This is a genomic window from Microbulbifer agarilyticus (assembly GCF_019800665.1).
GTDB lineage: Bacteria > Pseudomonadota > Gammaproteobacteria > Pseudomonadales > Cellvibrionaceae > Microbulbifer > Microbulbifer agarilyticus_C.
Genome location: NZ_JAHVKO010000006.1, coordinates 69773 through 94651, shown reverse-complemented (window position 1 = coordinate 94651; position 24879 = coordinate 69773). Strand labels below are relative to the sequence as shown.

The window sequence follows — 24879 nt, the reverse complement described above, 5'->3', positions numbered from 1 at the left end:
ACACCGTCTGCGTAGGCTCGCACTCCTCGGTGTAAAACCTAGCGGCCAACCTGGCCGGAGCGCGGATTAAGCAGGGAGCATTTAAACCTCAAATACCCACCGCACCTACGGTCTTTGACGGCCCGCCGCATTGCCTAGGCGCTGCGGCGAACCCCAAAGTTCTTTTACAATCTGGCGCTAATTACTTAACGTCCAGAGTAGCCTGGTCGATGGTCAGACCCGGGCCCATGGTGGTGCTCAGGGTGATCTTCTTCAGATACACGCCCTTGGCAGAAGCCGGCTTGGCCTTCTTCAGGTCAGCAACCAGTGCTTCCAGGTTTTCTTTCAGCGCGTTTACGTCGAAAGCAACCTTGCCGATACCACCGTGCACGATGCCGCCTTTGTCAGCGCGGAAACGCACCTGACCAGCTTTAGCATTCTTAACCGCAGTCGCTACGTCCGGGGTAACGGTGCCGGTTTTTGGGTTCGGCATCAGGCCACGCGGGCCGAGGATCTGACCCAGCTGGCCAACGACGCGCATAGCATCCGGAGAGGCCACAACTACGTCGAAATCCATCTTGCCAGCTTTAACTTCTGCTGCCAGTTCGTCCATACCAACGATGTCAGCGCCAGCTTCTTTCGCGGCGTCGGCGTTGGCACCCTGGGTGAATACAGCAACACGTACTTCTTTACCGGTACCGTGTGGCAGAGTGGTCGCGCCACGAACAGCCTGGTCGGATTTACGCGGATCAATACCCAGATTGATCGCTGCGTCCACGGTTTCGGAGAACTTAACCTTGGAGAATTCTTTCAGCAGCGCTACTGCTTCGTCGATACCGTAAGCCTTGCCAGCTTCCAGTTTTTCAGCCATTGCGCGCTGACGCTTGGTCAATTTAGCCACTTACAGACCCTCCACTTCGATACCGGCACTGCGAGCAGAACCAGCGATGGTGCGCACCGCTGCATCCATATCGGAGGCAGTCAGGTCTGCTTTTTTCATTTCAACGATTTCTTCGATCTGAGCGCGGGTCACTTTACCGACTTTCTCGGTGTTCGGACGGCCGGAACCGCTCTTGATCTTGGCAGCCTTGCGCAGCAGAACCGACGCGGGCGGCGACTTCATGATGAAGGTGAAGGAGCGATCGTTGTAAACGGAGATCACTACCGGTACCGGCAGGCCTGGCTCCAGGCTCTGGGTCTGTGCGTTAAACGCTTTACAGAACTCCATGATGTTCACGCCGTGCTGGCCCAGTGCAGGACCAACGGGGGGGCTTGGGTTGGCCTGACCGGCCTTAACTTGCAGCTTGATGTAAGCTTCTACTTTCTTAGCCATTACAGCTTCCTCTTTAACTGGGTATTAGCGCCTGCGCTGTACACTTATACAAACGTGCAACGCTCAGCTCCCCTGTTTTCCCATCAGGCCAGGGCATTTTCAGCACTGGGCTTTCAGGGACGCGAAAGCCCTCTTCCGCCGAAACGAAAGAGGGCCGAATCCTTTCAGCTCGAAATCAGCTCTTTTCTACCTGGCTGAATTCCAGCTCTACTGGTGTGGAGCGACCGAAGATCAACACCGCCACCCGCAGGCGGCTCTTCTCGTAGTTGACTTCCTCAACCACACCATTGAAATCATTAAACGGACCGTCGATAACACGCACCATTTCACCCGGCTCGAACAGCGTCTTGGGCTTGGGCTTATCAACAGAGTCGTCGATGCGATTCAGAATCGCCTGAGCTTCACGATCGGTGATTGGCGCCGGCTTGTCCGCCTTGCCGCCAATAAAGCCCAGCACACGAGGGGTCTCTTTAACCAGGTGCCAGGTGTCGTCGTTCAACTCCATTTCCACCAGCACGTAACCGGGGAAGAATTTACGCTCACTCTTGCGCTTTTGGCCGGCACGCATTTCCACCACTTCCTCGGTGGGCACCAGCACCTCACCAAAGAGGTGGTCCATTTCGTGCAGCTCAATGCGCTCCTTCAGAGAAGTCTTTACACGCTTCTCATAGCCGGAGTAGGCCTGAACCACATACCAATGCTTTGCCATGGATTAACCTTTAGCCAATGATCTTGGAAGCAATCCAGCCAAGACCGGAGTCCAACGCCCAGAGAATGACCGCCATCAGCAGCACAAACACAACCACGATCAGGGTGGTCTGGGTTGCTTCTTGACGGGTCGGCCATACTACGCGGCGCACTTCATTTTGCGCTTCCCGCAGCAGATTCCAGAAGGCATTACCCTTCTCGGTCTGCACTGCAACAAATACCGCAACCAAGCAAAGCGCAACGATTGCCAGCACACGATACAACAGGGGAATTTCGGCGTAGTAGGAATTACCGGCAACTGCAGCGCCAATCAACGCCACGACTACCAGCCACTTGAGGCCGTCAAGACGAAAGGTTTTCGCCTCTACTTTTGCATTCATACAAAGAAGCCTTTAGTGCGCCCAGATACTGCAAGGCGCCTTTATTGCCTACGACCACAAAGAGCGACAGCAGTACAGGATAGCCCAACTGCAGGCCCCTTGCGGGCATCTGAAAGTTGGCAGGCCAGGAGGGACTCGAACCCCCAACAGTCGGTTTTGGAGACCGATGCTCTACCAATTGAACTACTGGCCTGGAACACTTCCGGAGGCAGACTGCGCCATCTCCGGAAAAAATGAGGGGCGGATCATACCACCGACCCCAGCATTTGCAAGCGCGACTACAGATTCACATTGTAGTCGCGCCTTTCACCGATTACTCGATGATTTTGGCTACAACGCCAGCACCAACGGTACGGCCACCTTCGCGGATCGCGAAGCGCAGACCATCTTCCATTGCGATCGGCGCAATCAGGGTAACGGTCATCTGAACGTTATCGCCTGGCATTACCATCTCGGTACCTTCTGGCAGTTCACACGCACCAGTTACGTCGGTGGTACGGAAGTAGAACTGAGGACGGTAGCCTTTGAAGAACGGGGTATGACGACCACCTTCGTCCTTGGACAGTACGTACACTTCTGCTTCGAACTTGGTGTGCGGGGTGATGGAACCCGGCTTAGCCAGAACCTGACCACGCTCAACTTCGTCACGCTTGGTACCACGCAGCAGCGCACCAATGTTCTCACCAGCGCGACCTTCGTCCAGCAGCTTGCGGAACATCTCTACACCAGTACAGGTAGTAGTAGTGGTTTCCTTGATACCAACGATCTCGATCTCGTCACCAGTGTTGATAACACCACGCTCAACACGACCGGTAACTACGGTACCACGACCGGAGATGGAGAATACGTCTTCGATCGGCATCAGGAACGGCTGGTCTACCGCACGCTCCGGCTCCGGAATGTACTCGTCCAGGGTTTCAACCAGCTTCTTAACAGCGGTGGTACCCATTTCGTTGTCGTCTTCGCCGTTCAGCGCCATCAGAGCGGAACCAACGATGATCGGGGTGTCGTCACCCGGGAACTCGTACTGGTCCAGAAGTTCACGAACTTCCATCTCAACCAGTTCCAGCAGCTCTTCGTCGTCAACCATGTCGGCTTTGTTCAGGAATACCACGATGTAAGGTACACCTACCTGACGGGACAGCAGGATGTGCTCACGAGTCTGCGGCATGGGGCCGTCAGCTGCGGAACATACCAGGATAGCGCCGTCCATCTGAGCAGCACCGGTGATCATGTTCTTAACGTAGTCGGCGTGTCCCGGGCAATCCACGTGTGCGTAGTGACGGGTCGGGGACTCGTATTCAACGTGAGAGGTTGCGATGGTGATACCACGCTCACGCTCTTCCGGAGCGTTGTCGATACCGTCGAAAGCAACAGCGTCGCCGCCCCATACTTCTGCACATACGCGAGTCAGTGCAGCAGTCAGAGTGGTTTTACCGTGGTCAACGTGACCGATGGTGCCCACGTTTACGTGGGGCTTGGAACGTTCAAACTTTTCTTTTCCCATTGCGGGCCTCCCAATATAAGCGTGAACCGCACTCGCGGCCTTACCAAGAAAAACCCCCGGAAATCCGCTCGGGAGCCTTTTGCACCCAGGCCGCAACAACGCAAAACCCGGATACAAATAACCGCGGAGACACAGGCCACCGCGGTTACGAATAATGGAGCTCATGGGCGGATTTGAACCGCCGACCTCACCCTTACCAAGGGTGTGCTCTACCCCTGAGCTACATGAGCTTACTCCAACTACCGGCAATCCAGCCGGCGCAGGCGGGGCCGCCTGCTTTCTTGCAACCTAAGCTGCAATTTCCAAATACCTTTCCAAGCAGGCTCCACACAATGGAATGGAGCGGGCAGCGGGAATCGAACCCGCATCATCAGCTTGGAAGGCTGAGGTTCTACCATTGAACTATGCCCGCGCTATCGCGTGCGAAAACCTCCAACCAAAAGAGCAACAACCTCTTCCGGCCTCGATGCCAGCACACAGGCATCTAAATAATGGTGCAGGGGGGTGGATTCGAACCACCGAAGCTTGCGCGTCAGATTTACAGTCTGATCCCTTTGGCCACTCGGGAACCCCTGCTCGAAAGCGGTGCGTATTTTCTACAGCGACCCGATCGATGTCAACAAGTTTTTCCTTAAAATTCACACACTTAACTGAACTTCTTCAGCAACCTGTGGAACAGGATAGAGATGGAGCTGACGAGAGGAGTCGAACCCCCGACCGGCTGATTACAAGTCAGCTGCTCTACCAACTGAGCTACGTCAGCATCTCCAAAACGAAGCCTTGCGGCCTCTCTGTGAAACCCGAGGGCTCACTCACTTCAAAGGTTGTTGATCCCCCCTGAAGTGGAGGCGGGATTCTAGGGGAAGTGATGACGACACGCAACAGCCTGTTGTCGTTTTTCTTCACCCCAGGCAGACATTTCACTGTTACTGCTCGGCACCCGCCTCACGTATCTCACTACACACGTTTTGGCGACGTCCGATATCCGGATAATCCAACTGTAGCTGCTGCCAAAACTCCTCGCCCACAAGCTCTGGCGAACCGCCATCCACCGCAGGACTGGCACTACTGAGCACAACCCAACGCTCCAGATAGGTTTGCGGCTCTTCGCGGTATTCGGCGTCAAATCCGCGCGCCCGCAACTCCTCGGTTAGGGACTGCGCGCGGTCAATCTCGGAAAAAATACCAAAGGAAATACCATTCTCCAGCGACCCCTTGGGGATAACATAACTATCCACCCCCGCGGCCTGGAGCTCACGGAGCTTACGGAAGGCGTCCTTGGATGAGTTCAACGGTGCCAGGTACACCCAATAGCGCATTTGCCCCTGCATCTCGATATCGCGCAAATCCGCCTCGACCTGCAGCGCCTGCAGGCGGCGCACCACATCCTCCCCCTGATAAGCCTCATCAAACGGCCCGACCATGGTGCACAGCGGATCTGCGACCGTGTCGGCTTCAGCCACCGGGGGCACAGGCGGCTGCGCCGCAGCGGCAGGTGCCCGCGCGGCCAAGTCTTCAGGGTCCAGCTCACTAACCAGAGATATGGTGTCAGCGCCGCGATCCGCCTGCGACACCACAACTGTCTTTGCCGGGGTACGCTCGGCGGTCATAAACCAGCCGAACAACCCCAGATTTGCAACCACTAACAAGAAAAATATCCAGCGCATAGGGACTTCGTTGTTCTATTCCACATAATTAATTCAAACCGTGCCCAGAGTGGCGACACTCCGGAGTCACACTTTGCCGCCCGCTTGAGCGGGAAGCACAGGCGAGAGAGCAGAGCACTAGACCTCTTCGAGATCCGCGCATGCCAAGCCCTCCATCACCAGCTCATCGAGAACCTCCACCGCACTCTGAGCGGGAGATGTGGGCAACGAGGCGATAAAAGCGCCATCACCGCCGGTAAACAGTAACCGGGGCGCCCCAGCTTTCTCGCCGGATACCGCTGCCAATTGGCGCAGCAACTCGCGCTGCGCCATCTCAATGGCGCCCAGCACCATTAACGGCAGTCCATGATTGACCGCCTGTTCGGTATTCATGCCTGGCGCAAGCGGCATTCCCTGGGAGAACACCTCATCGACCTTTACTGCGTCGGTGTCGCTGTACAGGGCGCGTCGCATCAATCCCAGGCCCGGCACAATGTAACCGCCCAAGTGTTGACCACCCGCGCCCAATAAATCCAGGGTGACCGCGCTACCGCAATCCACCACCAAGGCCGGCGAGGGATCTCGTGCGTAGGCCGCCAGCACTGCCAACCAGCGATCCACCCCCAGGCGGCCAACCTCCTGATACGCGCAGGTTACGCCGGCACACTCGGGCGAAACCCGGGCAAAGGCCACAGGAACGGCAAATTCCTGCTTCAACCGCGTGGCGATCTGATGCGCCACCTCCGCCCCGGCAACGTTGCCACAGCGAACTCGCGTTGGCCTGTGCTGAGACCAGGCATCCGGCAAGTGATCGGCGGACCACCAGGGGCCCGGCGCAAACGCCCCACGCGCAATCACTTGAGAAGCACCTGCGGAGGCGACGCGTAGCAAGCGCCACTTGCCACGGGTATTCCCCTGGTCCAACTCCAGAATCATCTCAGCCAAAATTTCACTCTCAACACGGAAACCTCAACGACACCCGAGCATGCAGAGGCACACCCAAATAGCCAATCACGACGCAGGTCGCAGGGAAACCTCACCACCATGAAACACCTGCGGCTGGCCATCGATTTCCAGTACCAGTGCGCCACTGTCATTCACCCCACGCGCCACGCCGCACCAGCGCTGCTGCGCCGATTGTACGCACACATCGGCCCCAGAAAACTGATCCAGTGCCGACCAGGCCTCACGCCATGGCGCGAAACCGCTCTGGGGGTAGGCCGCCAGCATCGGCAACAGTTCGTCCAGCATGGCCGCCACCAGCGCATTGCGAGAGATACCGGGCTGCACTTCCTGCAAATCAATCCACGGCTGCCCAATGGCATCGGACACCGACGCCGGCAAGCGCATATTCAGGCCAATACCGACCACCACACCACAGCGGTCGGTCAAATCCCCACTCAACTCCAACAGTACACCCGCGAGCTTGCGACCACGGCACCAGACATCATTCGGCCACTTGAGTCGTACGTCCGGCACATCAAAGCGAGACAGCGCTCTGGCCAGCGCAACGCCCACCGCGAGGCTCAACCCCTCCAGCAACTGCACACCGCCATTGAACTGCCAGCCAATGGAAAGGCTAACGCCGGCGGCGAACGGGCTCTGCCACTGCCGCCCACGACGGCCGCGCCCGGCAGACTGCTGCTCAGCAAGCATTACCATCCCGTGGCCGCGACCACCTTCCAGCGCAGACAATACCCGGGCATTGGTCGAATCCACCAAGTCGAATACGTGCAGCCCCGAGAGCAACGTCCCCGCATCCGATGCCAGGCCACTGCGTATATGCTCCTCAACCAACAGGTCCAATCCACCCGGCAGGCGATAGCCACGGCCTTTTACCGATTCCACGTGCAAACCGAAGGCCTCGAGTTTCTGCAATTGCTTCCACACCGCCGCACGGCTCACGCCCAGCGCTTCACCCAGTGCCTCTCCGGAATGCACATTGCCGTCCGCCAGCCGTTCCAACAGCGGGCGCAGGGCACCGAGCGCTTCGTTTTTAGTGGACACAGGTGAGCCAGGGGAATCAGGGGAACTCAAGCGTTTTACTCCAGTGGGTATTTGGGCCAAACGGGGTTAGCGGTAGATACGACAGTAGCGACGCCCCAGGGACGTGAGGATTTCGTAGCCAATGGTATCTGCGGCCACCCCCATCTGGTCCACGGTCAGGGATTCATTCAGTACCTCGATGATTTCCAGGCGCGCCCGCTGCTCCGCAGTAAGCACGGAAATATCAAACACCGAAGTATCCATGGAGACCCGCCCAATCATCGGCACCTCTACGCGCCGATCACCAATAACGGCGCAGCCGCGACCACGACCGCTTTGCGCGCGCAGTATACCGTCGGCGTAGCCGCCTCTCACCACCGCCAACCAGCTACCGGCGGCAACCATTTCGGTTGCGCCATAGCCCACCGCGCTATCGGCAAAAATTTCCCGTTGCTGCAGTACCGGCAAGCGCAAATTAACCACCGCACTCATAGGATTGGTCGCCGCAGGCGTTGGGTTAATGCCATACAGCGCCGAACCCGGGCGCACCAGATCAAAATGATATTCCTCACCTAGATAAATACCGGAGGAATTAGCGAAGCTGGCGCGCACCCGCGGATGCAGGCTGCGCAGCTTTGCCAGTAAATCCTTAAACAAATCCAACTGCTGTCGATTCTGTGGATGCGCGGCCTCATCGGCACAGGCCAGGTGACTCAGGAATAACTGAACATTCGCGCCAGCCAACAGCTGCTCGTCCTGCAGCAACTGATGAAATTCAACGACGGTCATGCCCAGCCGGGTCATGCCAGTATCTACCTTGAGCGCGCAGGGAGCCGCGATGCCATGCGTATCCGCGGTGGCCTGACACCACCTGCGCATCTGGCCCACGCTGACCAGCACAGGTATCAGACCCTCTGCCGCACACTCCGCCTCGCACCCGGGGCGCAAACCGGTCAACAGATATATGTGCACGGCTTCGCGCGCAGCGCCGGGGTTCGCCGCACTCTCAAACTCTCCCGCAGAAACAGACTCGAGCACTGCGCGCAATTGCCGCCCCTCGGCAAGGGTGGCAACAAAAAACTCCCGACACCCGGCACGGTAGAGGGCCGGGGCAACCTGTTCGATACCCAGGCCATAGGCATCAGCCTTGACCACGGCACCGCACCGACTACTGTCGGCTAGCCGGGAGCGCAGCGTGCGATAGTTGGATGCAACCGCACCCAGATCTATTCGCAGCAGCCCTTCGCATTCCTGTTCCGATATCGTCACCGATTACCCCAACAAACTCTTTTCACACTCGCACAATGGGAACCGCCTACGCTGCCGACAGCAGCGATTCCCGCCGCAGCGCTTTGGCCCCCAACAAGACTGCAGCCACCACACACAGCAAGGTGACGGCGGAACCCGCCAGCATCGCCGGCAGAGAAACCACTTCGCCGACCAACAAATCCTTCAGCCACTGCTGATGACTTACCAGCGGCACCAGCTGCCAACTCCCCTCAAGGCTTACCTGCGCCATATCCAGCGCCATCAACAGCACCAGCGGGGCGATCTGTAAAATACTGAGCTGGGTCTGCGCATCTTTAAATGACTGTGAACGCAGGGCCAACAGAATCTGCAATACCGCCACCAGCAGCGCCAACGGCAACAACAGCAGCCCCATGCTGAACACGCCAGACAGGGTAGTCGCCTGCTGGATACCCAGTTCCGCCAGTGGCATCAGTGGCATTAATAGTACCAATGCGGTGATGGACATCAGCGCGCCCAACCACCCCAAACTCGCCACAGCCAGCATTTTCGCCGTGATGATCTGCCACGCGGGCAATGGCTGCAACAACAGCGTTTCCAAACTGAGGCGCTCACGCTCCCCCGCAGAGGTGTCCACGGATGTCGCCAGACTGGCGACAAACAGGGTCAGAATGAGCAGCCCCGGAACCATCGCCAGCAGCAATGCGCCTCGCGCCGACGGAGTACTCACATCCCGCACCTCCAGCTTCCACGGCGCCAGCACCTGGGTAGCAACCCCACGCGCCACGAGACGCTGGGTGACCACCAGTTGCTGCAGTGCGCCGAGCCGTTCCTGCAGCTGCCGCTGCGCGCGGCCGCTACTGGTATTGGATGAGTCCACATATACATAGAGTGGCGGAGCCAGAAAGTCGCGGTAGCGCTGATCAAACTCATCGCCGACAACCAGCACCAGGTGATACCCCTGCCCCAGCAGGCTGCGCGGCTCGCCATCGTCGAGACTGACCACCTCAAGCCCGGGCCCGTCCAGCTGTTCGGTCAGTAATGGCGCCTGCGCACCGCCGAGCACCGCAACCCGGGTTACCTCCTCGGCTTTCTTCTTGATCATGAAGGTGGAGCCTCCCGCGATCATCGCCGGAAACAGCAGCGCAAAGCTCACCGCCATAATCAGGGCACGCCGATCGCGCCAGGCCTCTAAAAACTCTTTGCGCAACAGCGGCAGCATAAGTTTGAGCTGTAACATCGCTTTAGCATTTCCTTTTGCACCACGCATCGAACTTGTACCACGCATCAGACCACCTCCTCGGCCACCCGCGTGCGCTCACCGTACGCCAGCGCCACGAAGCTATCCTCGAGATTTTCGCTACCGGTCTCGGCAATCAACTCATCCGGCGCCCCGCGACCGACGATCCGGCCTTGCGACATCACCAGCACGCGATCCGACAGCTCCGCCACTTCCGACATCACATGGCTGGAAAACAGAATCGCGGTACCCGCCGATCGCAGGCGCAACAGGGTGCGGCGCAACAGGCGTACTGCGAGGACGTCGAGACCCCGTGTGGGCTCGTCGAGAATAAGATGCTTTGGCCTGTGCACCAGCGCCCGCGCCAGCGACACTTTCATCCGCTCTCCCTGGGAAAAGCCGCCCATGCGCCGCCGCCACAGCTTCTGTAACTCAAGCTCCTCACACACCGACGCCAGCGCAGACTTGAGCGCGGCCCCGGACAAACCCTGCATACGCGCAAAAATATCCAGATACTCAACCACGGTAAGGCGCTCATAGAGCCCCTCGCGATCACCGACCACACCCAGCTGGCGGCGCGCGCCTTGCGGGTCCCGAACCGGGTCGATTCCACCTACCAACACCTGCCCGCTTTCCGCACGCAACAATCCGCACAGGATGCGTAAACAACTGGTTTTGCCAGCGCCGTTAGCACCAAGCAATGCCGTAATACGCGCGTCCGGAACCTCAAAACTCAGGTCCCGCAGAACCGGCTGGCCGGCAAACGACTTGCTGATACCCTGCACCTGAATCATGGCTGCGCCTCCTCTGCTGAGGCCGTAGCCTCGCTCTCCGGATTAAGCCGAGGCTGTATTTCTTGTTGCAACTCTTGTCTCAGCTCTTGCCTCAAAGAGGGCCCAAACATACCGGCCATAAATGGCGGGCGCTGGATATCGGCGACACACGCCTGATCCAGCGACTGGCCGCCATTCAAGAATTCTTCCATCAAATCGGGAATGCAACCGCGCGCACTGTTGATGTGACCACCGCCCTGAACAATCAGGTGCTGGCGATTTTCCAGGTAGTCGAGGTCCTGTTCGGCATAGAGGGGTGGCGTGATTGGGTCTGCGCTACCGGATATCAACAACACGGGATGTGATCGAGCCTCGCTCACCGGATACTCCTGCGAGGGAACCGGCCATTGCGCACAGCCGCGCACAAATGGCTGTACAAACGCCTCGCCGAGGAAGGTACCCGCGGCATCCCTGAGGATTTCATCGCGTTGCATACGGCTCACTTCTTCGGCACAGGCCACAGAAAACGTGAGCCCCATCGCCATACTCCCCTCCAGCCTGGCAAACAGCCCGACGATACCGGACAGCGGCAACAGATTACCTTTGGCTGCCTGGTCGATCGCGAATGGCAGCTGTGCCGCCACGCTAGGATCGTACAATGCTGTGCGCACTGCGTTGGCCAGCATCCAGCTCTCGACCGGCTCTTCCGAGGGGAGACCAGTAAACGGATCCGGGAAACTGACTGCACTGGCTTTATCCCAGTTCGCCAATATCAAATCCAGCGCGCTGCGCCAGTCGCCGAAACCGCCACACACCGGGTCCGCAGTACAGTCTTGCTGCAGCTGCACCAGCGCGGCTTCCGCGGCCTGCGCCGTGAGGAAAACCTTGCTGTCGATGGGAGCGACCCCATCCAACACCAGGCTTTGCAGGGACTGCGGATACCACTGCTGATACAGGAGTGCCGTGCGTGTGCCCCAGGAACCACCCCACAGACTGATTTTTTCGTGCCCCAGCACCTTGCGCACCTGCTCAAGGTCTTCCACCGCCTGACGACTGGTTAGTGCCAGTGGGCGCTCGGGGTCCGCTTGATAGCAATCGGCCAGCAGCTCAACAAAGCGCTCTATATCGGCCGGGGGCGAGTCGCTCAGACCACAATCAAATACCTGAGAACGCCCAGCACCGCGCCGGTCAACGAACACCAGATCCCGCTCGCGATTGATCTTGCGCAGCGGGTTAAGCAGTTGCACCAGATCGGAGGATGCCTGCCCGGGCCCGCCGGCGAGCAGATATAACGGCTCACGACGGGCGTCGCTCAGTGCCGGCGCCACCAGCACGGTCAGCTCCGCTACTTGCCCGGCCTGCAAACCTGCAACCGGTATTGCGTAGCAGCGCAGCGCATCCGCCCAGCCACTGCCGTGGCACAGAGTCGGCTCCAGCGCGGCGGCACTTGCCAAACCTTCTTTGCCGGCCTGAGTTTCGGCCGACTGGGCAAACACCGTTGCCCCGGCGAACAGGCACAGGGCCGCCACCGCTATCCGTCGTTTCATTTCCCTGGTCCTTCGCTGCTGCTTCATCCGTGATTGGCTCTCCGGTACCGATGCATCAATGTTCATTGCCGCAGTCTACCGAAGTTTTTGCCCCATCGCTGCGCTATGACCCCACAAGGCCGTAGCGTCAGCTAGCGCCGAATGGTATTGTTTGCGGTCGCTTGATTACAGAACAACCACTGCGAACCCGCCGAAATGAGCTTTTCAGACAGAGAGAAACAACTGGTACGGGCTGCTTTTGCCTGGGGCCAGATCACCCAGAAAGAAGGCTATACCCTGTCTGACCTGGAAATTGAAAAATCGGTACTGTTCCGCCGCCTGCTTGCGGGCCGGCCGCCTCTGGCATTCCCCCCGCCCCTGCGCCACGGCTTCCCCTGGTATGACGTGATCGAAGGCCGCAGCGAACACGTGGTCAGCGCCTCCGAGGCATCCCCCGAACACAGCTTTATTGCACCCGGCAGCAAGCCGGGAGACACCTATATTCTGATCGACGGCGCGTTCTGGCGCGTGGCGGAGACTCTGCGCGAGCGCGAGGATTATCTGGTGGAATGGGGCGAGTATCCGATGCAGTGGCGCTTGCAGAAGCAGTGGGAGGTCAACTATGAAATGACCCAGCAACTGCACAACTTCCGCCAGCAAAACCCGGATGCCAACGTGGACCTGGCGCCTGGCAGCGGCCAGCGCGAGTACAGCGAATTCCGCGTGGATGACGATCAGACGGTATGGCTTTCCGAATGGCACCTGACCCGTATCGGCCTGCCTGGCTGGGTATGGGTTGGTAAAGCGGTGGATACGGAGCCTGCAGACCTTGAGCTGGCGCCCATCTGCCAGGATCAAGGCGGCCCTCTGGTACTGGGCGTGGCCGGCGCCGAGCGCGGCCCGGGCTGGCTGCGTATCGAGCAGGCCGATGGCGATTCGCGCTACATCAAGTTGGGTGAAGATCTGGAATACAAGAAGGTAATTGCTTCAGCGGTTACTGAGTTCGACCGCCTGCTGCAAGCTGTTCGTGGTGAAGTGCTGGAAGTAATGGATCGCCGCGGCGACGATGTGCTGCGCTGCTATCAGGTACCCATGCATCTGGCACCGCTGGAGCACTTTGATTTTGCGGATGTGAATTACGACCTGGTGCCGGATAACGCTTACAACGGGTAACTCAAACCAGATGAGATCTCGTAGCACTCTCCCTGGCGGCCCTGCCGCCGGGAAAGTTTGCGAGACACGCCGTGAACCCATCCCCGGGGGCTCTTCTAAAACATCCCTGTTTTAGAAGGTCTCGCAAACTTCCCCGACGTCAGCCCCTTCACTCTCCCCACTGCTCTTCGACCAACCTTCGCTTCCGAAGTGCCTAACTTCAAATTGAAGCTGGAGTACTGGGGTGTTGTTTTTGGAAGCGTCGCAAACAGGGATGTTTGCGACGCAGCGTACAGGGACGTATTCACAGCGGTTCCAAAAACAACACCCCGGTGCTACAGCGCCACTACAGGGTCGTAAGAAAAGCGGAGTTGAGAATCACCGCTACAGCTGAATCAATCCACATCCCGCCCGCGCCCAGCGCGCAGCAGTTCAAACCACTCTTCCCGATCCAGCTCAAGCTCCAGAGCAGACAAAGCCGCTTCCAGTCGCTGCGGATTACCGCTACCCAACACCGGGATCATGTTCGAGGGATGCTTCAATAGCCACGCCAGTGCCAGCTGCATCGGTCCATCCTCTGCATTCAGGCCGCGCGCTGCGCTCAAGCGTTTGAGCTCCTGCTGCACGCGCACTGCATCTTCATCGGTTCCGCTAAACAGACGACCACCGGCAAACGGAGACCAGGCCATGGGGATAACACGGTGTTGCTGGCAGTGGTCCAGCTGGCCGTCGAACATGGCTACCGAGTGCAGCAGTGACGCTTCGATTTGATTGGCCACCAGCGGCGAAGACAAGCGCGATTGCAGCAGGTCAAACTGATGGGGCAGGAAGTTAGATACACCCAACTGCTTTACCTTGCCCTCTTGCACCAGAGTTTCCAGCGCCTCGGCCAGCGCGTCGGCATCCATCAGTGGGTCCGGGCGATGCAGTAGCAACAGGTCCATTTGTTCCACACCCATATCGAGCAGGCTGGTTTCAACGGCCATGCGCACGTGGGCGGCACCAGTGTCGTAATGGTTGATACGCGCACCAGAGGCTTCACCGGCAAGCCGGATGCTGCACTTGCTTACCAGCTCCATGCGCTCGCGCAGCTGTGGCTTCAGGCGCAGCGCTTCACCGAAAAACTGCTCGCAGCGGTAGTCACCGTAGATATCCGCCAGATCAAACGTGGTCACGCCCAGATCCAGCATGCGTTCGAACAGGGAAACGCGCTCGGCCGGTGAATAACCCCAGTCGGTGAGACGCCACAAACCGAAAGCAATGCGGGAAAGAGAAAAATCGGGAGCGAGAGAGGAAGAAATGCGCTGCATAAAAAAATCCGCTGGATCAAAGTGATTCCAGCGGATTTTCACATAAATAGCGGGATGAATGGTCCTCCCCCGCTGAGGCTTACCCTGGCCTAGGGCAGCTGCAGGGTTTCAGCGATATCCGCCCAGGAAACCAGCTTGAAGTTCTGGCTCGCGCTGGGCATACGATTGCGGCCGTCCTGCACTACCAGCAACCCCTGTGGATATTGCGCGCCAAGCGCCGCGCTGGAAACTTCCAGGCCGTCGGTTTCGGAGCTGCCATCAAGCCCTTTGTCCAGATTGATGTCCACCTTGAAGTGCCCCACAAACTCGCTGCCGTCGCGATTAAACAAGGCGTAGCTGTTGTTGCCCTGACTGGACACCACCAGATAGCTCTTGTCCGCGGCGTGATAGAAACCCATGCCTTCCACATCCGCCGCCAAGCGCTCGCCGTCCACCGGTGCAATCAGCTGCGGCTTGGCCTCGCCAGCGAGGTATGCGGCAATATCCAACCGCCAGATGCCACCGTCTTCCTCGCCGAAGAACAGCATCTGCATTTCATCATCCACCACACAGCCTTCCACCTGGCTGGCCACTTCCAGTGAAGCTACCTTGCGCAGGCTCCAATCCACATTGCCGGTACCGGGAACAATCTGCAGCAGCTGCACGGCGCCTTCCTTGTCGGAAACCCAGGTCATCAGGTCGGCACCTTTGCGGTACACGCACAGACCGTAGGGATCTTCCATTTCCAGGTTGCGCAGCCCCAGATATTCCACCGCGCCCGCTGCGGTAATACCGAACAGGCTGACACCCGGATCGGTGCGATTGGTAGCCGCGGCAATAGCGACAAACTTGCCGTGCTGCATCGGGCGCAGGTCCACGTTGTTTACCCGGCCGACCTCGAAGTGCTCCACCAGCTTGCCATTCAGGTCATACACACTGAGACCACTCTTCTTGTCGGTACCGAGAATCAGGCTGGCGCTGGGCTTGGCCGGGTTAACCCAGATTGCCGGGTCGTCGGCGGCATCGCCACCGGAGGCGACCGGTGCGGTCTGACCGCTGGCACGCACGCGCGGTATCTCGACCGGGCCGCGGAACGCCTGCAGTTCTTCGGGTGGCTGTGGCAGGGACACCGCAAAGCGATGTACCTGGTCACTCTCTTCCTCCAGAGCCAGCAGTGCCTCACCCTGCACCGCAGCAGATACCGGTTCAATATCGGCAAGCGTTTCCACAAACAGTGGCCCCAGGGCAGGATCGTTGATATTGAAGGCCATGACTTTTTCTGCGACGGTCAGCCACAGATTGCCATTGACCTCATCCAGCCACAGGCCACCGAATTCGCCCTCGGGCAAATCGCTTGCCGCGATAAACACCTGACGCGCCTCATCCATTTCCGCATCGGCATTCAGGCTCCAGATGCCCAAAGGTGGCTGGGCAACCAGCAACTTGCCCCTGCGATCATCGACGACACAGGAAGACACCTGCTCACCAAAATACAGCGGCCGCAGGCCGGTAAAGGTCCAGGCTTGTTCACGGGGGTGCACCACATACTCGTGACCAAGACCCGTCTCATCAATCGCAAACAGATGTGTGCGCCCCGCCTGCGAGGAGAAGCACATGGCTACTTGCGGGGCGCTCGTCGCCATCGCCGCCAGGTAGCGGATCCGCGGGCTGCCCTCTTCCACGTCCAGCAGGCGCAGCTGCAGCTCGCCACCGTCTTCGTCATAGACGGCAATCAGCCAGCTGTCTTGCTCCAGCGGATGCAAGGCAAAGCGCTCTACGGTACCGCCATCCAACGCCAGCTTTTCGTTGCCTTCCTTGTCCACCAGAACCAGACCGCGCTTCTCGCTAGCGAGCAACAGGTATTCATTGCCACCCAGGGAAAGTGGCGCCAATTGGCTCGATACAACATCGGTGAGTGCCAACTGGTGCTCCGCGGCGATACCTTTCGGCGTCGTCGCCTCTTTGCCAATCTGCGGTCCGCACGCGCCAATTAAGGCCGCGGCGGCCAATGTGCTGAACAGTTTTAACAGGGTTTTACACGCCATAATTCATTCGTTTTGCAGGTTCTTACTGTGCAGGCCCGGTCTAATTTCCTGAAAGACCGCGCCAGTGCATCGGCCAAAATACGCCGCTCCCGTGACAGGAATGTGGCAAACAGATGACCAATGAATCCCATGTAAAAAAATAGCAGAAAGCCCGAGCGCTCCAGGTATCCCTGCAGCGCCCAGGCTTGCTGCTGTGACCTCCGGCACTAACTCTCCGCGGAGCAGTTAGCACAAAGAGATCGCGAATAGCCCTTTATTAGAAAGTGCTATAGGTCACGCCCAGTACATAGGCAGGACCGTACTCTTCGTACTGGCCGTTGTAGCCGCGACGATTGGCGTAGAAAGGTTCATCAGTCAGGTTGACCGCATTGAAGAACACCTGCATACCGTTCTCAAAACGATACTTGGCGGACAGGTCCACCTGCATATGGGTGTCTTCGTAGAGGTCGAAAGCCTCGTCTTCCAGGTCCACTTCCAGCAGGCGCTCGCCCTTGTAGGCGGTAGACAGGCGCAGGCTCAACGCATCGCGCTCATAACCGACGATAAAGTTAGCCACCAGATCCGCTTGCGATGGCAGCGCAACCTTGTTGCTACGTTCGGCATCGGCGCCCAGGCCCAGGTCTGCTTCGGAGTCGGTCAGGGTGGCGTTGGCGCGCAGCAGGAAGCCATTGTCGAAGCCGCGGGTCCAGGCCAGCTCGGCGCCGCTCAGGGTGGCCTTGTCGCCATTCATCGGCTGGAAAATTTCCGCTTCATCCACGGCCAGGCTACCCACATACATGCTGTAGTCGGCCGTGCTGGACACATCGGCAGTCACCACAAAATTGTCGATCTGCTTGTAGAAAGCGCCCACGGAGAACATGCCCAAGGCATCCGCGTAGTACTCGAAGGAAGCGTCGAAGTTACGCGCTTCGTAGGGGGCCAGCAGCGGGTTACCGGCTTCCACCTTCAATTCACCTTCGTCGTACTCGATCTCTGCCGGAGACGGATTCAACGCGCCAAAGGACGGGCGGGACAGGGATTCGGTGTAGGCTGCGCGCAGTACAATGTTATCGCTGTAATCGAACTTGAAGTTCACGCTCGGGAACAGCTTGCTGTAATCGTTAGCGTATTCCACTTCGGATACATAGACGTCTTCGGCAATTTCTACTGCGCCGGGGATCGCTTCACCGGCCTCAACCACGCGGTAGCCCTGAGCGGAGAAGTCCGTCGCCTCGTAGCGCACACCGTAGACCAAGTTGGCGCGACCGAAGTCGATATCGTTCATCACGTAGAGCGCAGAGATGTCTTCGCTCATCAAGTAGTCGCGCGCGGAATCCAGTGCGGTATCGGTTTCATCAATTTCGAAACTGGCCAGGTTCGCATTAATGAATGCGTTGATGGCGCTTTTGCTGGCGCTCGGGCCGAAGGTACCCAGGTCGTAATCGATGCCGTTGGCGGCGAAATCGGCGAGGGTGTAGTCATCTCCGAAGCCGTCATAGATGGTGGCATTCAGGTCACCGGTTTTTTCCCGGCGGCGCTCGTGCAGGCCGAGCTTCAATTCAGATGGATTGCCAGCCACTTCGATATCGCGACGAATATCGATACGCAAGCTGACTTCTTCATCATCGGTGTAGTTGTCTTCGATGACGATCTCGTCGAGCTCGTAGCTGGCGGCATCCAAGGCGCTGGCATCCGCAGCGAACATTTGCGGGATTTTGCCCGCGCTGGTGTAGCCCAGCTCCAGACCTTCCTGTACGAAAGTGGTGTCGCGGCGATGGGGTTCAGACTCTTCCGCATGGGAATAGCCCAGTGCGTATTCCACACCCCAGGTATCCATGTCGTGTGAACCACCGGCAACCAGTGACAGAATTTCCTGGGCTTCGTAACGGTCTTTCAGCTCTTTTTCCAACGCGGCGTCCGACCAGGTCGCGGAGGTTGCGGAAACGCTGGACGGATCATCATTTTCTTCATCCAGCTTGAAAGAGTTACGCTGGCGCTGCTCGTCATCGGAAAAATCGGAATACAGGCTGTGCAGATACACTTGCTGGCCTTCGGCGACTTCCAGATCGAAGTTCGCGGCGAGACCGGTACGCTCGCGGGTCACGGTGTAGTCGCGCTGCTCGATTTCCGCAGCGGTGATGCCTTTACTACCATCCAGCGCGGTAAACTCTTCCCACACGCCGTCGGTTTCAATGTTCTCGGAACCGAAGTTACGCTCCTGGTGCGAAGCGGCAACAGCAACACCCAGGGTGCGACCGTTCAAGTCAAATTTATTGGTGTAAGTGCCGGCGAACTTCGGGCTGTTTTCGCCCTGCAATTCGCTATAGCCATTCTCAATACTCACCTTGTAGGTCTGGCCGTCGTAATCCAGCGCGTTGATGCTCTTGATTTCGATGGCACCACCGATGGAGTCGGCGCTCATATCGGGAGTCAGGGTTTTGAATACTTCCAGGCTGGCGAGAAGGTCAGCGGGAATAACATCGAGAGCCACGGCACGGCTATCGGTTTCCGGCGCCGGCAGGCTCATGCCATTGATGGTGGAGGCGTTCAGGTTTGGATCAATGCCGCGCACACCGACAAAGCGACCCTCGCCCTGATCGCGGGAAATAAACACGCCCGCCATACGCTGTAGCGCTTCGGTGACGTTAGCATCCGGCAGCTCGCCGATCGCTTCAGAGGTTTGCACGGCAACGACTTTATTGGATTCACGCTGGCGCTCGATATCACTGCGCGCGTTGGCGGCCTGCGCGGTGACCACAATGGTCTCCATCAATTCGTCTTGTGTTTCTACGCCTGCATTCGGCACTTCCTGTGCGCCTGCATTGACACTGATTACCGCAGCCGTAAGCGGCGCCAGCATTTTCAAATTAAATACCGTCTTAGTCATAGTCCCCGTTCCCGTTGGAGGTAGTTTTTAAACAGAAGCAGTTGGGCGACCGGTAATCTGGCGTGTAAATCCAAGTCCGATCTGTTGATTTGCGAGCGCAGGCTAGACTCGGGATGTGAATCTTGCGTTACGTTTTTTTTAAATTTGTCATATTGCGCCGCTAGGCTTGGTTCCGAACGTGACACAAGCCAGAAGGATTTAGCGACAAATCAGCTTCTGGCGCCGCGGCTCGACCCGCGATTGGGCCCGCGACTGGACACGAGAGCGGGCCCGCTAGGAAAGCAAAATAAATTTTGGTGAACAATTTATGACAGACCACAAACACGGCGACCGGGTGCCACACAACGCTCAGCGCAGAGCGTTACTGAAAACAATCGGCGCCACCGCGGCGGCTACTGCCAGTGCGAGTTTGTTACACGGCTGCAGCGACAAGAAAAACCCGAAAAATACACATAATCTCGGCTTCGAAGAGATTCCCCACGGGCTGGATTCCAAACATCACCTGCCGGATGGCTACAGTGCGGACCTGCTACTGCGCTGGGGGGATTCTCTGGATGCTTTTGCCGGTGCCTTCTCTCCAGATACCCTCGATGCCGACGAACAATCCCGCCGCTTTGGTTACAACAACGACTTTCTTGCGTTTATGCCACTGGATCCCGACGCAGTACCCGGCGAAGGCGACAGACACAACCTGAGCAACAACAGCAAACGCGGCCTGCTCTGTGTAAACCACGAATACACACAGCCGCATTTAATGTTCAGTGGCTACACCGAACGTAGCTCGAATCGTGGCACCAGCCACGCGCATATCGCGGTGGAACAGCAAGCCTGCGGGCACAGCATTGTAGAAATTGAACAGACTGCAGAAGGGTGGCAAGCAGTACTGGGGAGCCCCTATAACCGCCGTATTTCTCTCACCACCGAAATGGCAATTGTTGGTGATGCTGCCGGTGACAAACGCCTGCAGACCAGCGAGGACCCGAGTGGTACGAAAGTTTTTGGCACTGTGGGCAACTGCGCGGGTGGCAAGACTCCGTGGGGAACGGTCTTGATTGCCGAGGAAGGTTTTGGCGGCGCATTTCAGGGCGACCCGGACAATGTTGCCGACGAGATCGAGGCACGCAACCACCACGCGTTTGGCATCGAACCGGAAAACCGCAACTGGGGCGACTACGATCGTCGTTTTGACATCACCGTAGAACCGAATGAGCCAAACCGCTTTGGCTGGATGGTGGAATTCGACCCCTACGACCCAAAATCCAAGCCGCGCAAGCTCACCGGGCTCGGCCGCTTCGAACACGAAGGGTTTACGGTAGTCAGCAAACCCAATGCACCGGTGGTGGCGTACGGAGGCGATGACGACGAGCACCAGTTTGTGTATCGCTTTGTGTCTAAGAAGAACTACCTGCCCCGCAATAACACCCATAACCGCGATCTGCTCACGGAAGGTACCCTGTATGCCGGCCAGTTCCGCGAAGGCGGTGGTGGAACCTGGTTGCCACTGATATTCGGACAGGGCCCACTGACGCCAGAAAACGGGTTTCGCAATCAGGCAGACGTAATGATTGATTGTCGGCGTGCAGCGAAACTGATCGGTGCCACGCCGATGGACCGCCCGGAAGATGTGGAAACCAACCCGGTAAACGACTGTACCTATGTGATGCTGACCAAAAACAAGAAGCGCAAGGCCGGGGAGGAAAATGCAGCCAACCCACGTGCGCGCAATACCGCCGGGCATGTACTGGAGATTGTTCCCCCGGGACGAAACGGCCAGCGCGATCACACAAGCGACACCTTCCGCTGGAATACCTTTTTGCTGGGCGGCAACCCCAATGCAGAAGATCCCGCCGAGCGCGGCGCCTACGGACAACAGCCCGGCAACATATCGCCACATGGCTGGTTTGCGAACCCGGATAACGTTGTCTTTGATAGCAGCGGCAATATGTGGATAGCCACCGATGGTTGCGAGGACTTCGGCTTCCACGATGGGCTCTGGGCCATGGCGACCGAAGGCGAACTGCGCGCAGCGCCCAAGCACTTCTTCGGCTGCCCGGAGGGCGCAGAAATCTGCGGGCCGGAATTCACCCCGGACGGCAAAACCCTGTTTGTCGCGGTGCAGCACCCGGCAGATGTGGATAACTCAACCTTCGACAACCCACTGCACCGCTGGCCGGACAACGATCCGGAGCTGCCGCCGCGGCCATCGGTACTGGCCATTCGGCGGAATGACGGCGGCACTATTGGCAGCTGATGTGATACTGCGTGCCGTGCATTTGGCTAGTATTTTTTGAACACCTGTGTAGTACAGGTGCACGACACTCAACGCCATCAAAGGACCTGCCAGGATGTTTTTGCTGACAACATGGAAGTGCATAAACCGCACACTTGGCAAAGAAGCATTGCTACTGACGGCGATTCTTCTCAGCGCCTGCTCAGATGGATCCCGCGACGAAAAAGTAACTACTGACGCAGTCACTGTGGACAATGGCGTGCAGGTCCAACTGAATGGGTCTGGCGCTAGTTTTCCGTTTCCAATTTACGCGAAATGGTTCCGAGATTTCTCCCGTTCAGAGACGGGTGTGCAGGTGAATTACCAGCCGAAGGGCAGTAGCGCGGGCATTCAGGACTTCATCGCTGGCGTGGTGGATTTCGCGGCGTCCGATGCGGCGATGACGGAGCGTGAAATCGCCGAGGTAACGCAGGGTGTCGTACTGTTACCGGTGACCGCGGGCGAGGTAGTGCTCGCCTACAACCTGGAGGGTGTAGACGAATTAAAACTGCCGCGAGATGTCTACCCGGAAATATTCCTCGGCAAGATTGACCACTGGCAAGATCCAAGAATCATCGCGGCGAATCCTAACGTTGTGCTGCCAGACAGTGCAATTACCGTAGTCACACGGGCGGACGCATCCGGCACCTCGTATGTATTTAGCGGCCACCTGAGCGCCATCAATGACAATTTTCAGTCTGCGGTAGGTCAGTCGACCACACCCAATTGGCCTGGCGGCGCCAATTTCGTATCCGCGCCGAAAAACGATGGTATCGCCGCAGAAGTCAGGCAGACCCCCGGTGCCATCGGTTACGTGAATTATGGCGTCGCCAAACTGACTGACCTGCCGGTGGCACGGCTGGAAAACAAGGTGGGCAACTTTGTCTCGCCGGGCCCTGCGGCCGGCGGCGCTGCGCTGGCCAATGCACAGTTCTCTGCCGGTACCCTGCCGGGCAACAATGCTCCTAACCTGATTGCATGGGTACCAGACCCAACCGGTAACAACGCCTATCCAATTGTCAGCTTCACCTGGCTACTGGTATATGTGGATCAAGACAACGATAAGGCGGCCGCAATGCGCAGGCTGGTGGACTATGTGCTGAGTGATGAAGCACAGGCAGAGGCCAATGCGCTTGGTTATATTCCTCTGCCGCAGAATGTACGCGAGAAAGTGCGCGAAGCCGCGCAGTACATCAAATAGCGATGCGGCTAGGGAAATAGCGCTGCGGCTACGAAAAATAGCGCCGCGGGCTACGGATACTCAAAAACTTTTCAGCCATCGCAGCAGTGCCTGGCGGCGCCAGAGCAGTAACAGCAGAGCAATCGCAGCGTAAATGGCAGGCTCGATCCAGCCGCTTTTCACCGACCACCAGAAATGCCAACACACCAGACCAGCGACCACGTACAACAGACCGTGTAGCTTTTTCCAGTTGCGCCCCATCTTTCTCAGTAACAGTGGAAGCGATGTGATCGCGAGCAACAGCAGAACCAACCAGGCGGTAAAGCCCAGCAGGATATAGGCACGTTTGACGATTTCCTCGCCGATCAGCGACCAGTCGAGGCCAAGCTCCAATACCAGCCAGGCGCTGAAATGCAGCGTTGCCCAGGCAAAACACCAGAGCCCCAGGGGCCTGCGCAGCCGATTCAACTGGCCGAAGTTCAGGCTTTTTGCCAGCGGTGAAATCAGCAGTGTGAGCAGCAGCAGGCGAATGGCACCCATACCTAGATAGTGGATCAGTTCCTTAACCGGATCACCACCCAGGCGCCCCTGGTTAATGGCCACAAACAGCCACAATAGTGGCAACAAGGCACCGAGATGCACCGCCACCTGCAGCAGAATGGCAAGCGGCTTTTTCCACCGAGCCGTCACTAGTAAAACTTCCTGAGATCCATATTGCGGTACAGGGACGCAACCTCTTCCGCATAGCCATTAAAGGGCAATGTGGGCTGGCGCTTCACCGCAAACAGGCCGCCCTCACCAATAAACCGTTCACTGGCCTGGGACCAGCGCGGGTGGTCCACCTGCGGGTTCACGTTGGCATAAAAGCCGTATTCCTGCGGCAGCATCTTGTTCCAGCTGGTGGGCGGCATCTGTTCCACCAGTTTGATTTTGACGATCGACTTGATGCCCTTGAAGCCGTATTTCCACGGTACTACTAAGCGAATCGGAGCCCCGTTCTGCGGAGGCAGTGTTTTGCCGTACAGGCCAACGGAGAGAATGGTCAGCGGGTGCATGGCCTCGTCCATACGCAAGCCTTCCACATAGGGATAGTCGACACCGCCGCCGATATAGCGGTTGCGCTGGCCCGGCATCTGTTCCGGATCGTACAGGGTTTCAAAGGCGACGAACTTGGCGCGACTGGTGGGCTGGAAGCGCTTTAAAAACTTACCCAGTTCGAACCCCACCCAGGGAATGACCATGGACCAAGCCTCCACACAGCGCATGCGATAAATACGCTCCTCCAGGCCGATCTCATTCATCAGCTGCCACACGTCCACCGTCGCCGGCTTTTCAACCTCGCCTTCCACCTGCAGCGTCCAGGGCTCAGCACGCAAACCCTGACTGTTCTTCGCCGGGTCGGTTTTGCCGGTGCCAAATTCATAAAAGTTGTTGTAGTTACTCACCTTGTCTTCCGGGGTGAGCACCAGATCGGGGACAGGTTTCTGCGGAGTAAATTTCAGCGGCTTGCGCGGCGCCTGTTTAGGCTCATCCTTGCGGCCAAACAGGTCCAGCCCCATAGCTTTCTCCCCCACACCGGCGCTGGCCAGTACGCCACTGGCAACCAGCCCCTTGATCACACTGCGGCGGGATACATAGGCCGATTCCGACGTGGTTTGGGCTTCGCTCAAGTCACTGGGGGCGGGCTTCTTAATCAGCACGGTGGCATCCTCGGGTTGGCAATTCGGGGGTTTGCTGTTGTTCTGTCGCGGA

20 protein-coding genes, 5 tRNA genes and 1 pseudogene are annotated in these 24879 nt (G+C 58.1%); 3 read left to right on the top strand and 23 right to left on the bottom strand.

The window, feature by feature from the left end; all coding sequences use genetic code 11:
- Window positions 1-181 precede the first annotated feature (181 nt).
- From rplA to KUV22_RS14955, 18 genes and pseudogenes are all read right to left on the bottom strand, one after another.
- On the bottom strand, window positions 182-880 hold the full coding sequence (gene rplA, locus KUV22_RS15035; RefSeq protein ID WP_222232484.1) for a 50S ribosomal protein L1: 699 nt from the start codon (window positions 878-880) through the stop codon (window positions 182-184).
- Complete coding sequence (rplK, locus tag KUV22_RS15030; RefSeq protein WP_077406732.1) at window positions 881-1312, bottom strand: 50S ribosomal protein L11; 432 nt, start codon at window positions 1310-1312, stop codon at window positions 881-883.
- 175 nt (window positions 1313-1487) lie between these two features.
- Window positions 1488-2021 carry a transcription termination/antitermination protein NusG gene (gene nusG / locus KUV22_RS15025; protein WP_077406736.1) on the bottom strand — a complete coding sequence of 178 codons (534 nt, stop codon included), beginning with the start codon at window positions 2019-2021 and terminating at the stop codon, window positions 1488-1490.
- 10 nt (window positions 2022-2031) lie between these two features.
- Window positions 2032-2400, bottom strand: a complete 369-nt coding sequence (gene secE / locus KUV22_RS15020) for a preprotein translocase subunit SecE (RefSeq protein WP_010130322.1) — start codon at window positions 2398-2400, stop codon at window positions 2032-2034.
- 117 nt (window positions 2401-2517) lie between these two features.
- Window positions 2518-2593: transfer RNA gene (locus KUV22_RS15015), tRNA-Trp, on the bottom strand.
- Between the two features lie 120 nt (window positions 2594-2713).
- Complete coding sequence (gene tuf / locus KUV22_RS15010) at window positions 2714-3907, bottom strand: elongation factor Tu (RefSeq protein ID WP_222232482.1); 1194 nt, start codon at window positions 3905-3907, stop codon at window positions 2714-2716.
- A gap of 155 nt (window positions 3908-4062) precedes the next feature.
- Window positions 4063-4137, bottom strand: a tRNA-Thr gene (locus KUV22_RS15005).
- Between the two features lie 108 nt (window positions 4138-4245).
- A tRNA-Gly gene (locus KUV22_RS15000) sits at window positions 4246-4319 on the bottom strand.
- 80 nt (window positions 4320-4399) lie between these two features.
- Window positions 4400-4483: transfer RNA gene (locus KUV22_RS14995), tRNA-Tyr, on the bottom strand.
- A 111-nt stretch (window positions 4484-4594) separates the two neighbouring features.
- Window positions 4595-4670, bottom strand: a tRNA-Thr gene (locus KUV22_RS14990).
- 163 nt (window positions 4671-4833) lie between these two features.
- A complete protein-coding gene (locus tag KUV22_RS14985; protein ID WP_222232480.1) occupies window positions 4834-5574 on the bottom strand; it encodes an SPOR domain-containing protein in 741 nt (246 codons plus the stop codon).
- Window positions 5575-5691: 117 nt separating this feature from the next.
- Window positions 5692-6489 carry a type III pantothenate kinase gene (locus KUV22_RS14980; protein ID WP_224919405.1) on the bottom strand — a complete coding sequence of 266 codons (798 nt, stop codon included), beginning with the start codon at window positions 6487-6489 and terminating at the stop codon, window positions 5692-5694.
- A 75-nt stretch (window positions 6490-6564) separates the two neighbouring features.
- A complete protein-coding gene (birA, locus tag KUV22_RS14975) occupies window positions 6565-7560 on the bottom strand; it encodes a bifunctional biotin--[acetyl-CoA-carboxylase] ligase/biotin operon repressor BirA (protein ID WP_224919312.1) in 996 nt (331 codons plus the stop codon).
- A gap of 66 nt (window positions 7561-7626) precedes the next feature.
- Complete coding sequence (locus KUV22_RS17580) at window positions 7627-8031, bottom strand: alanine racemase (protein ID WP_449288827.1); 405 nt, start codon at window positions 8029-8031, stop codon at window positions 7627-7629.
- A gap of 33 nt (window positions 8032-8064) precedes the next feature.
- Window positions 8065-8808, bottom strand: a pseudogene (locus KUV22_RS17575) (alanine racemase); the annotation flags it as partial.
- Between the two features lie 46 nt (window positions 8809-8854).
- The gene (locus KUV22_RS14965) at window positions 8855-10027 is read right to left on the bottom strand and encodes an ABC transporter permease (protein WP_261319595.1); all 1173 of its coding nucleotides are present in this window, start codon (window positions 10025-10027) and stop codon (window positions 8855-8857) included.
- Between the two features lie 47 nt (window positions 10028-10074).
- Entirely contained in the window at window positions 10075-10821 is a 747-nt protein-coding gene (locus KUV22_RS14960) for an ABC transporter ATP-binding protein (RefSeq protein ID WP_222232470.1), read from the bottom strand.
- The gene (locus KUV22_RS14955) at window positions 10818-12347 is read right to left on the bottom strand and encodes an alpha/beta fold hydrolase (RefSeq protein WP_222232468.1); all 1530 of its coding nucleotides are present in this window, start codon (window positions 12345-12347) and stop codon (window positions 10818-10820) included. The genes KUV22_RS14960 and KUV22_RS14955 overlap by 4 nt, the downstream gene beginning before the upstream one ends.
- A gap of 195 nt (window positions 12348-12542) precedes the next feature.
- On the opposite strand from KUV22_RS14955, the gene KUV22_RS14950 reads away from it, so the two are divergent.
- Window positions 12543-13499: a hypothetical protein gene (locus tag KUV22_RS14950; protein WP_222232466.1), complete on the top strand. Its 957-nt coding sequence runs from the start codon at window positions 12543-12545 to the stop codon at window positions 13497-13499.
- Between the two features lie 374 nt (window positions 13500-13873).
- Here KUV22_RS14950 and KUV22_RS14945 read toward each other — a convergent pair whose 3' ends face one another.
- The 3 genes from KUV22_RS14945 to KUV22_RS14935 form a co-directional block, all read right to left on the bottom strand.
- On the bottom strand, window positions 13874-14788 hold the full coding sequence (locus KUV22_RS14945) for an aldo/keto reductase (RefSeq protein WP_222232464.1): 915 nt from the start codon (window positions 14786-14788) through the stop codon (window positions 13874-13876).
- Between the two features lie 89 nt (window positions 14789-14877).
- Entirely contained in the window at window positions 14878-16812 is a 1935-nt protein-coding gene (locus KUV22_RS14940) for a phytase (protein WP_222232462.1), read from the bottom strand.
- A gap of 256 nt (window positions 16813-17068) precedes the next feature.
- Window positions 17069-19678: a TonB-dependent receptor gene (locus tag KUV22_RS14935; RefSeq protein ID WP_222232460.1), complete on the bottom strand. Its 2610-nt coding sequence runs from the start codon at window positions 19676-19678 to the stop codon at window positions 17069-17071.
- Between the two features lie 307 nt (window positions 19679-19985).
- On the opposite strand from KUV22_RS14935, the gene KUV22_RS14930 reads away from it, so the two are divergent.
- Both KUV22_RS14930 and pstS read left to right on the top strand, forming a co-directional pair.
- Window positions 19986-21929 carry a PhoX family protein gene (locus KUV22_RS14930; RefSeq protein ID WP_222232458.1) on the top strand — a complete coding sequence of 648 codons (1944 nt, stop codon included), beginning with the start codon at window positions 19986-19988 and terminating at the stop codon, window positions 21927-21929.
- A gap of 94 nt (window positions 21930-22023) precedes the next feature.
- Window positions 22024-23148, top strand: coding sequence for a phosphate ABC transporter substrate-binding protein PstS (pstS, locus tag KUV22_RS14925; protein ID WP_222232456.1), 1125 nt, complete (start codon window positions 22024-22026; stop codon window positions 23146-23148).
- Between the two features lie 60 nt (window positions 23149-23208).
- Here the strand turns inward: pstS and msrQ are convergent, their stop codons facing one another.
- Together msrQ and msrP are read right to left on the bottom strand one after the other, a co-directional pair.
- Complete coding sequence (msrQ, locus tag KUV22_RS14920) at window positions 23209-23817, bottom strand: protein-methionine-sulfoxide reductase heme-binding subunit MsrQ (protein WP_222232454.1); 609 nt, start codon at window positions 23815-23817, stop codon at window positions 23209-23211.
- Window positions 23817-24827, bottom strand: coding sequence for a protein-methionine-sulfoxide reductase catalytic subunit MsrP (gene msrP, locus KUV22_RS14915; protein WP_222232452.1), 1011 nt, complete (start codon window positions 24825-24827; stop codon window positions 23817-23819). The genes msrQ and msrP overlap by 1 nt, the downstream gene beginning before the upstream one ends.
- Between the last annotated feature and the right edge of the window lie 52 nt (window positions 24828-24879).

Bases quoted from the DNA above. Each gene is read 5' to 3' on its own strand.
- rplK (WP_077406732.1), bottom strand. From the start codon at position 1,312: ATGGCTAAGAAAGTAGAAGCTTACATCAAGCTGCAAGTTAAGGCCGGT.
- nusG (WP_077406736.1), bottom strand. From the start codon at position 2,021: ATGGCAAAGCATTGGTATGTGGTTCAGGCCTACTCCGGCTATGAGAAG.
- secE (WP_010130322.1), bottom strand. From the start codon at position 2,400: ATGAATGCAAAAGTAGAGGCGAAAACCTTTCGTCTTGACGGCCTCAAG.
- tuf (WP_222232482.1), bottom strand. From the start codon at position 3,907: ATGGGAAAAGAAAAGTTTGAACGTTCCAAGCCCCACGTAAACGTGGGC.
- KUV22_RS14985 (WP_222232480.1), bottom strand. From the start codon at position 5,574: ATGCGCTGGATATTTTTCTTGTTAGTGGTTGCAAATCTGGGGTTGTTC.
- KUV22_RS14980 (WP_224919405.1), bottom strand. From the start codon at position 6,489: ATGATTCTGGAGTTGGACCAGGGGAATACCCGTGGCAAGTGGCGCTTG.
- KUV22_RS17580 (WP_449288827.1), bottom strand. From the start codon at position 8,031: ATGAGTGCGGTGGTTAATTTGCGCTTGCCGGTACTGCAGCAACGGGAA.
- KUV22_RS14965 (WP_261319595.1), bottom strand. From the start codon at position 10,027: ATGTTACAGCTCAAACTTATGCTGCCGCTGTTGCGCAAAGAGTTTTTA.
- KUV22_RS14960 (WP_222232470.1), bottom strand. From the start codon at position 10,821: ATGATTCAGGTGCAGGGTATCAGCAAGTCGTTTGCCGGCCAGCCGGTT.
- KUV22_RS14955 (WP_222232468.1), bottom strand. From the start codon at position 12,347: ATGAAACGACGGATAGCGGTGGCGGCCCTGTGCCTGTTCGCCGGGGCA.
- KUV22_RS14950 (WP_222232466.1), top strand. From the start codon at position 12,543: ATGAGCTTTTCAGACAGAGAGAAACAACTGGTACGGGCTGCTTTTGCC.
- KUV22_RS14945 (WP_222232464.1), bottom strand. From the start codon at position 14,788: ATGCAGCGCATTTCTTCCTCTCTCGCTCCCGATTTTTCTCTTTCCCGC.
- KUV22_RS14940 (WP_222232462.1), bottom strand. From the start codon at position 16,812: ATGGCGTGTAAAACCCTGTTAAAACTGTTCAGCACATTGGCCGCCGCG.
- KUV22_RS14935 (WP_222232460.1), bottom strand. From the start codon at position 19,678: ATGACTAAGACGGTATTTAATTTGAAAATGCTGGCGCCGCTTACGGCT.
- KUV22_RS14930 (WP_222232458.1), top strand. From the start codon at position 19,986: ATGACAGACCACAAACACGGCGACCGGGTGCCACACAACGCTCAGCGC.
- pstS (WP_222232456.1), top strand. From the start codon at position 22,024: ATGTTTTTGCTGACAACATGGAAGTGCATAAACCGCACACTTGGCAAA.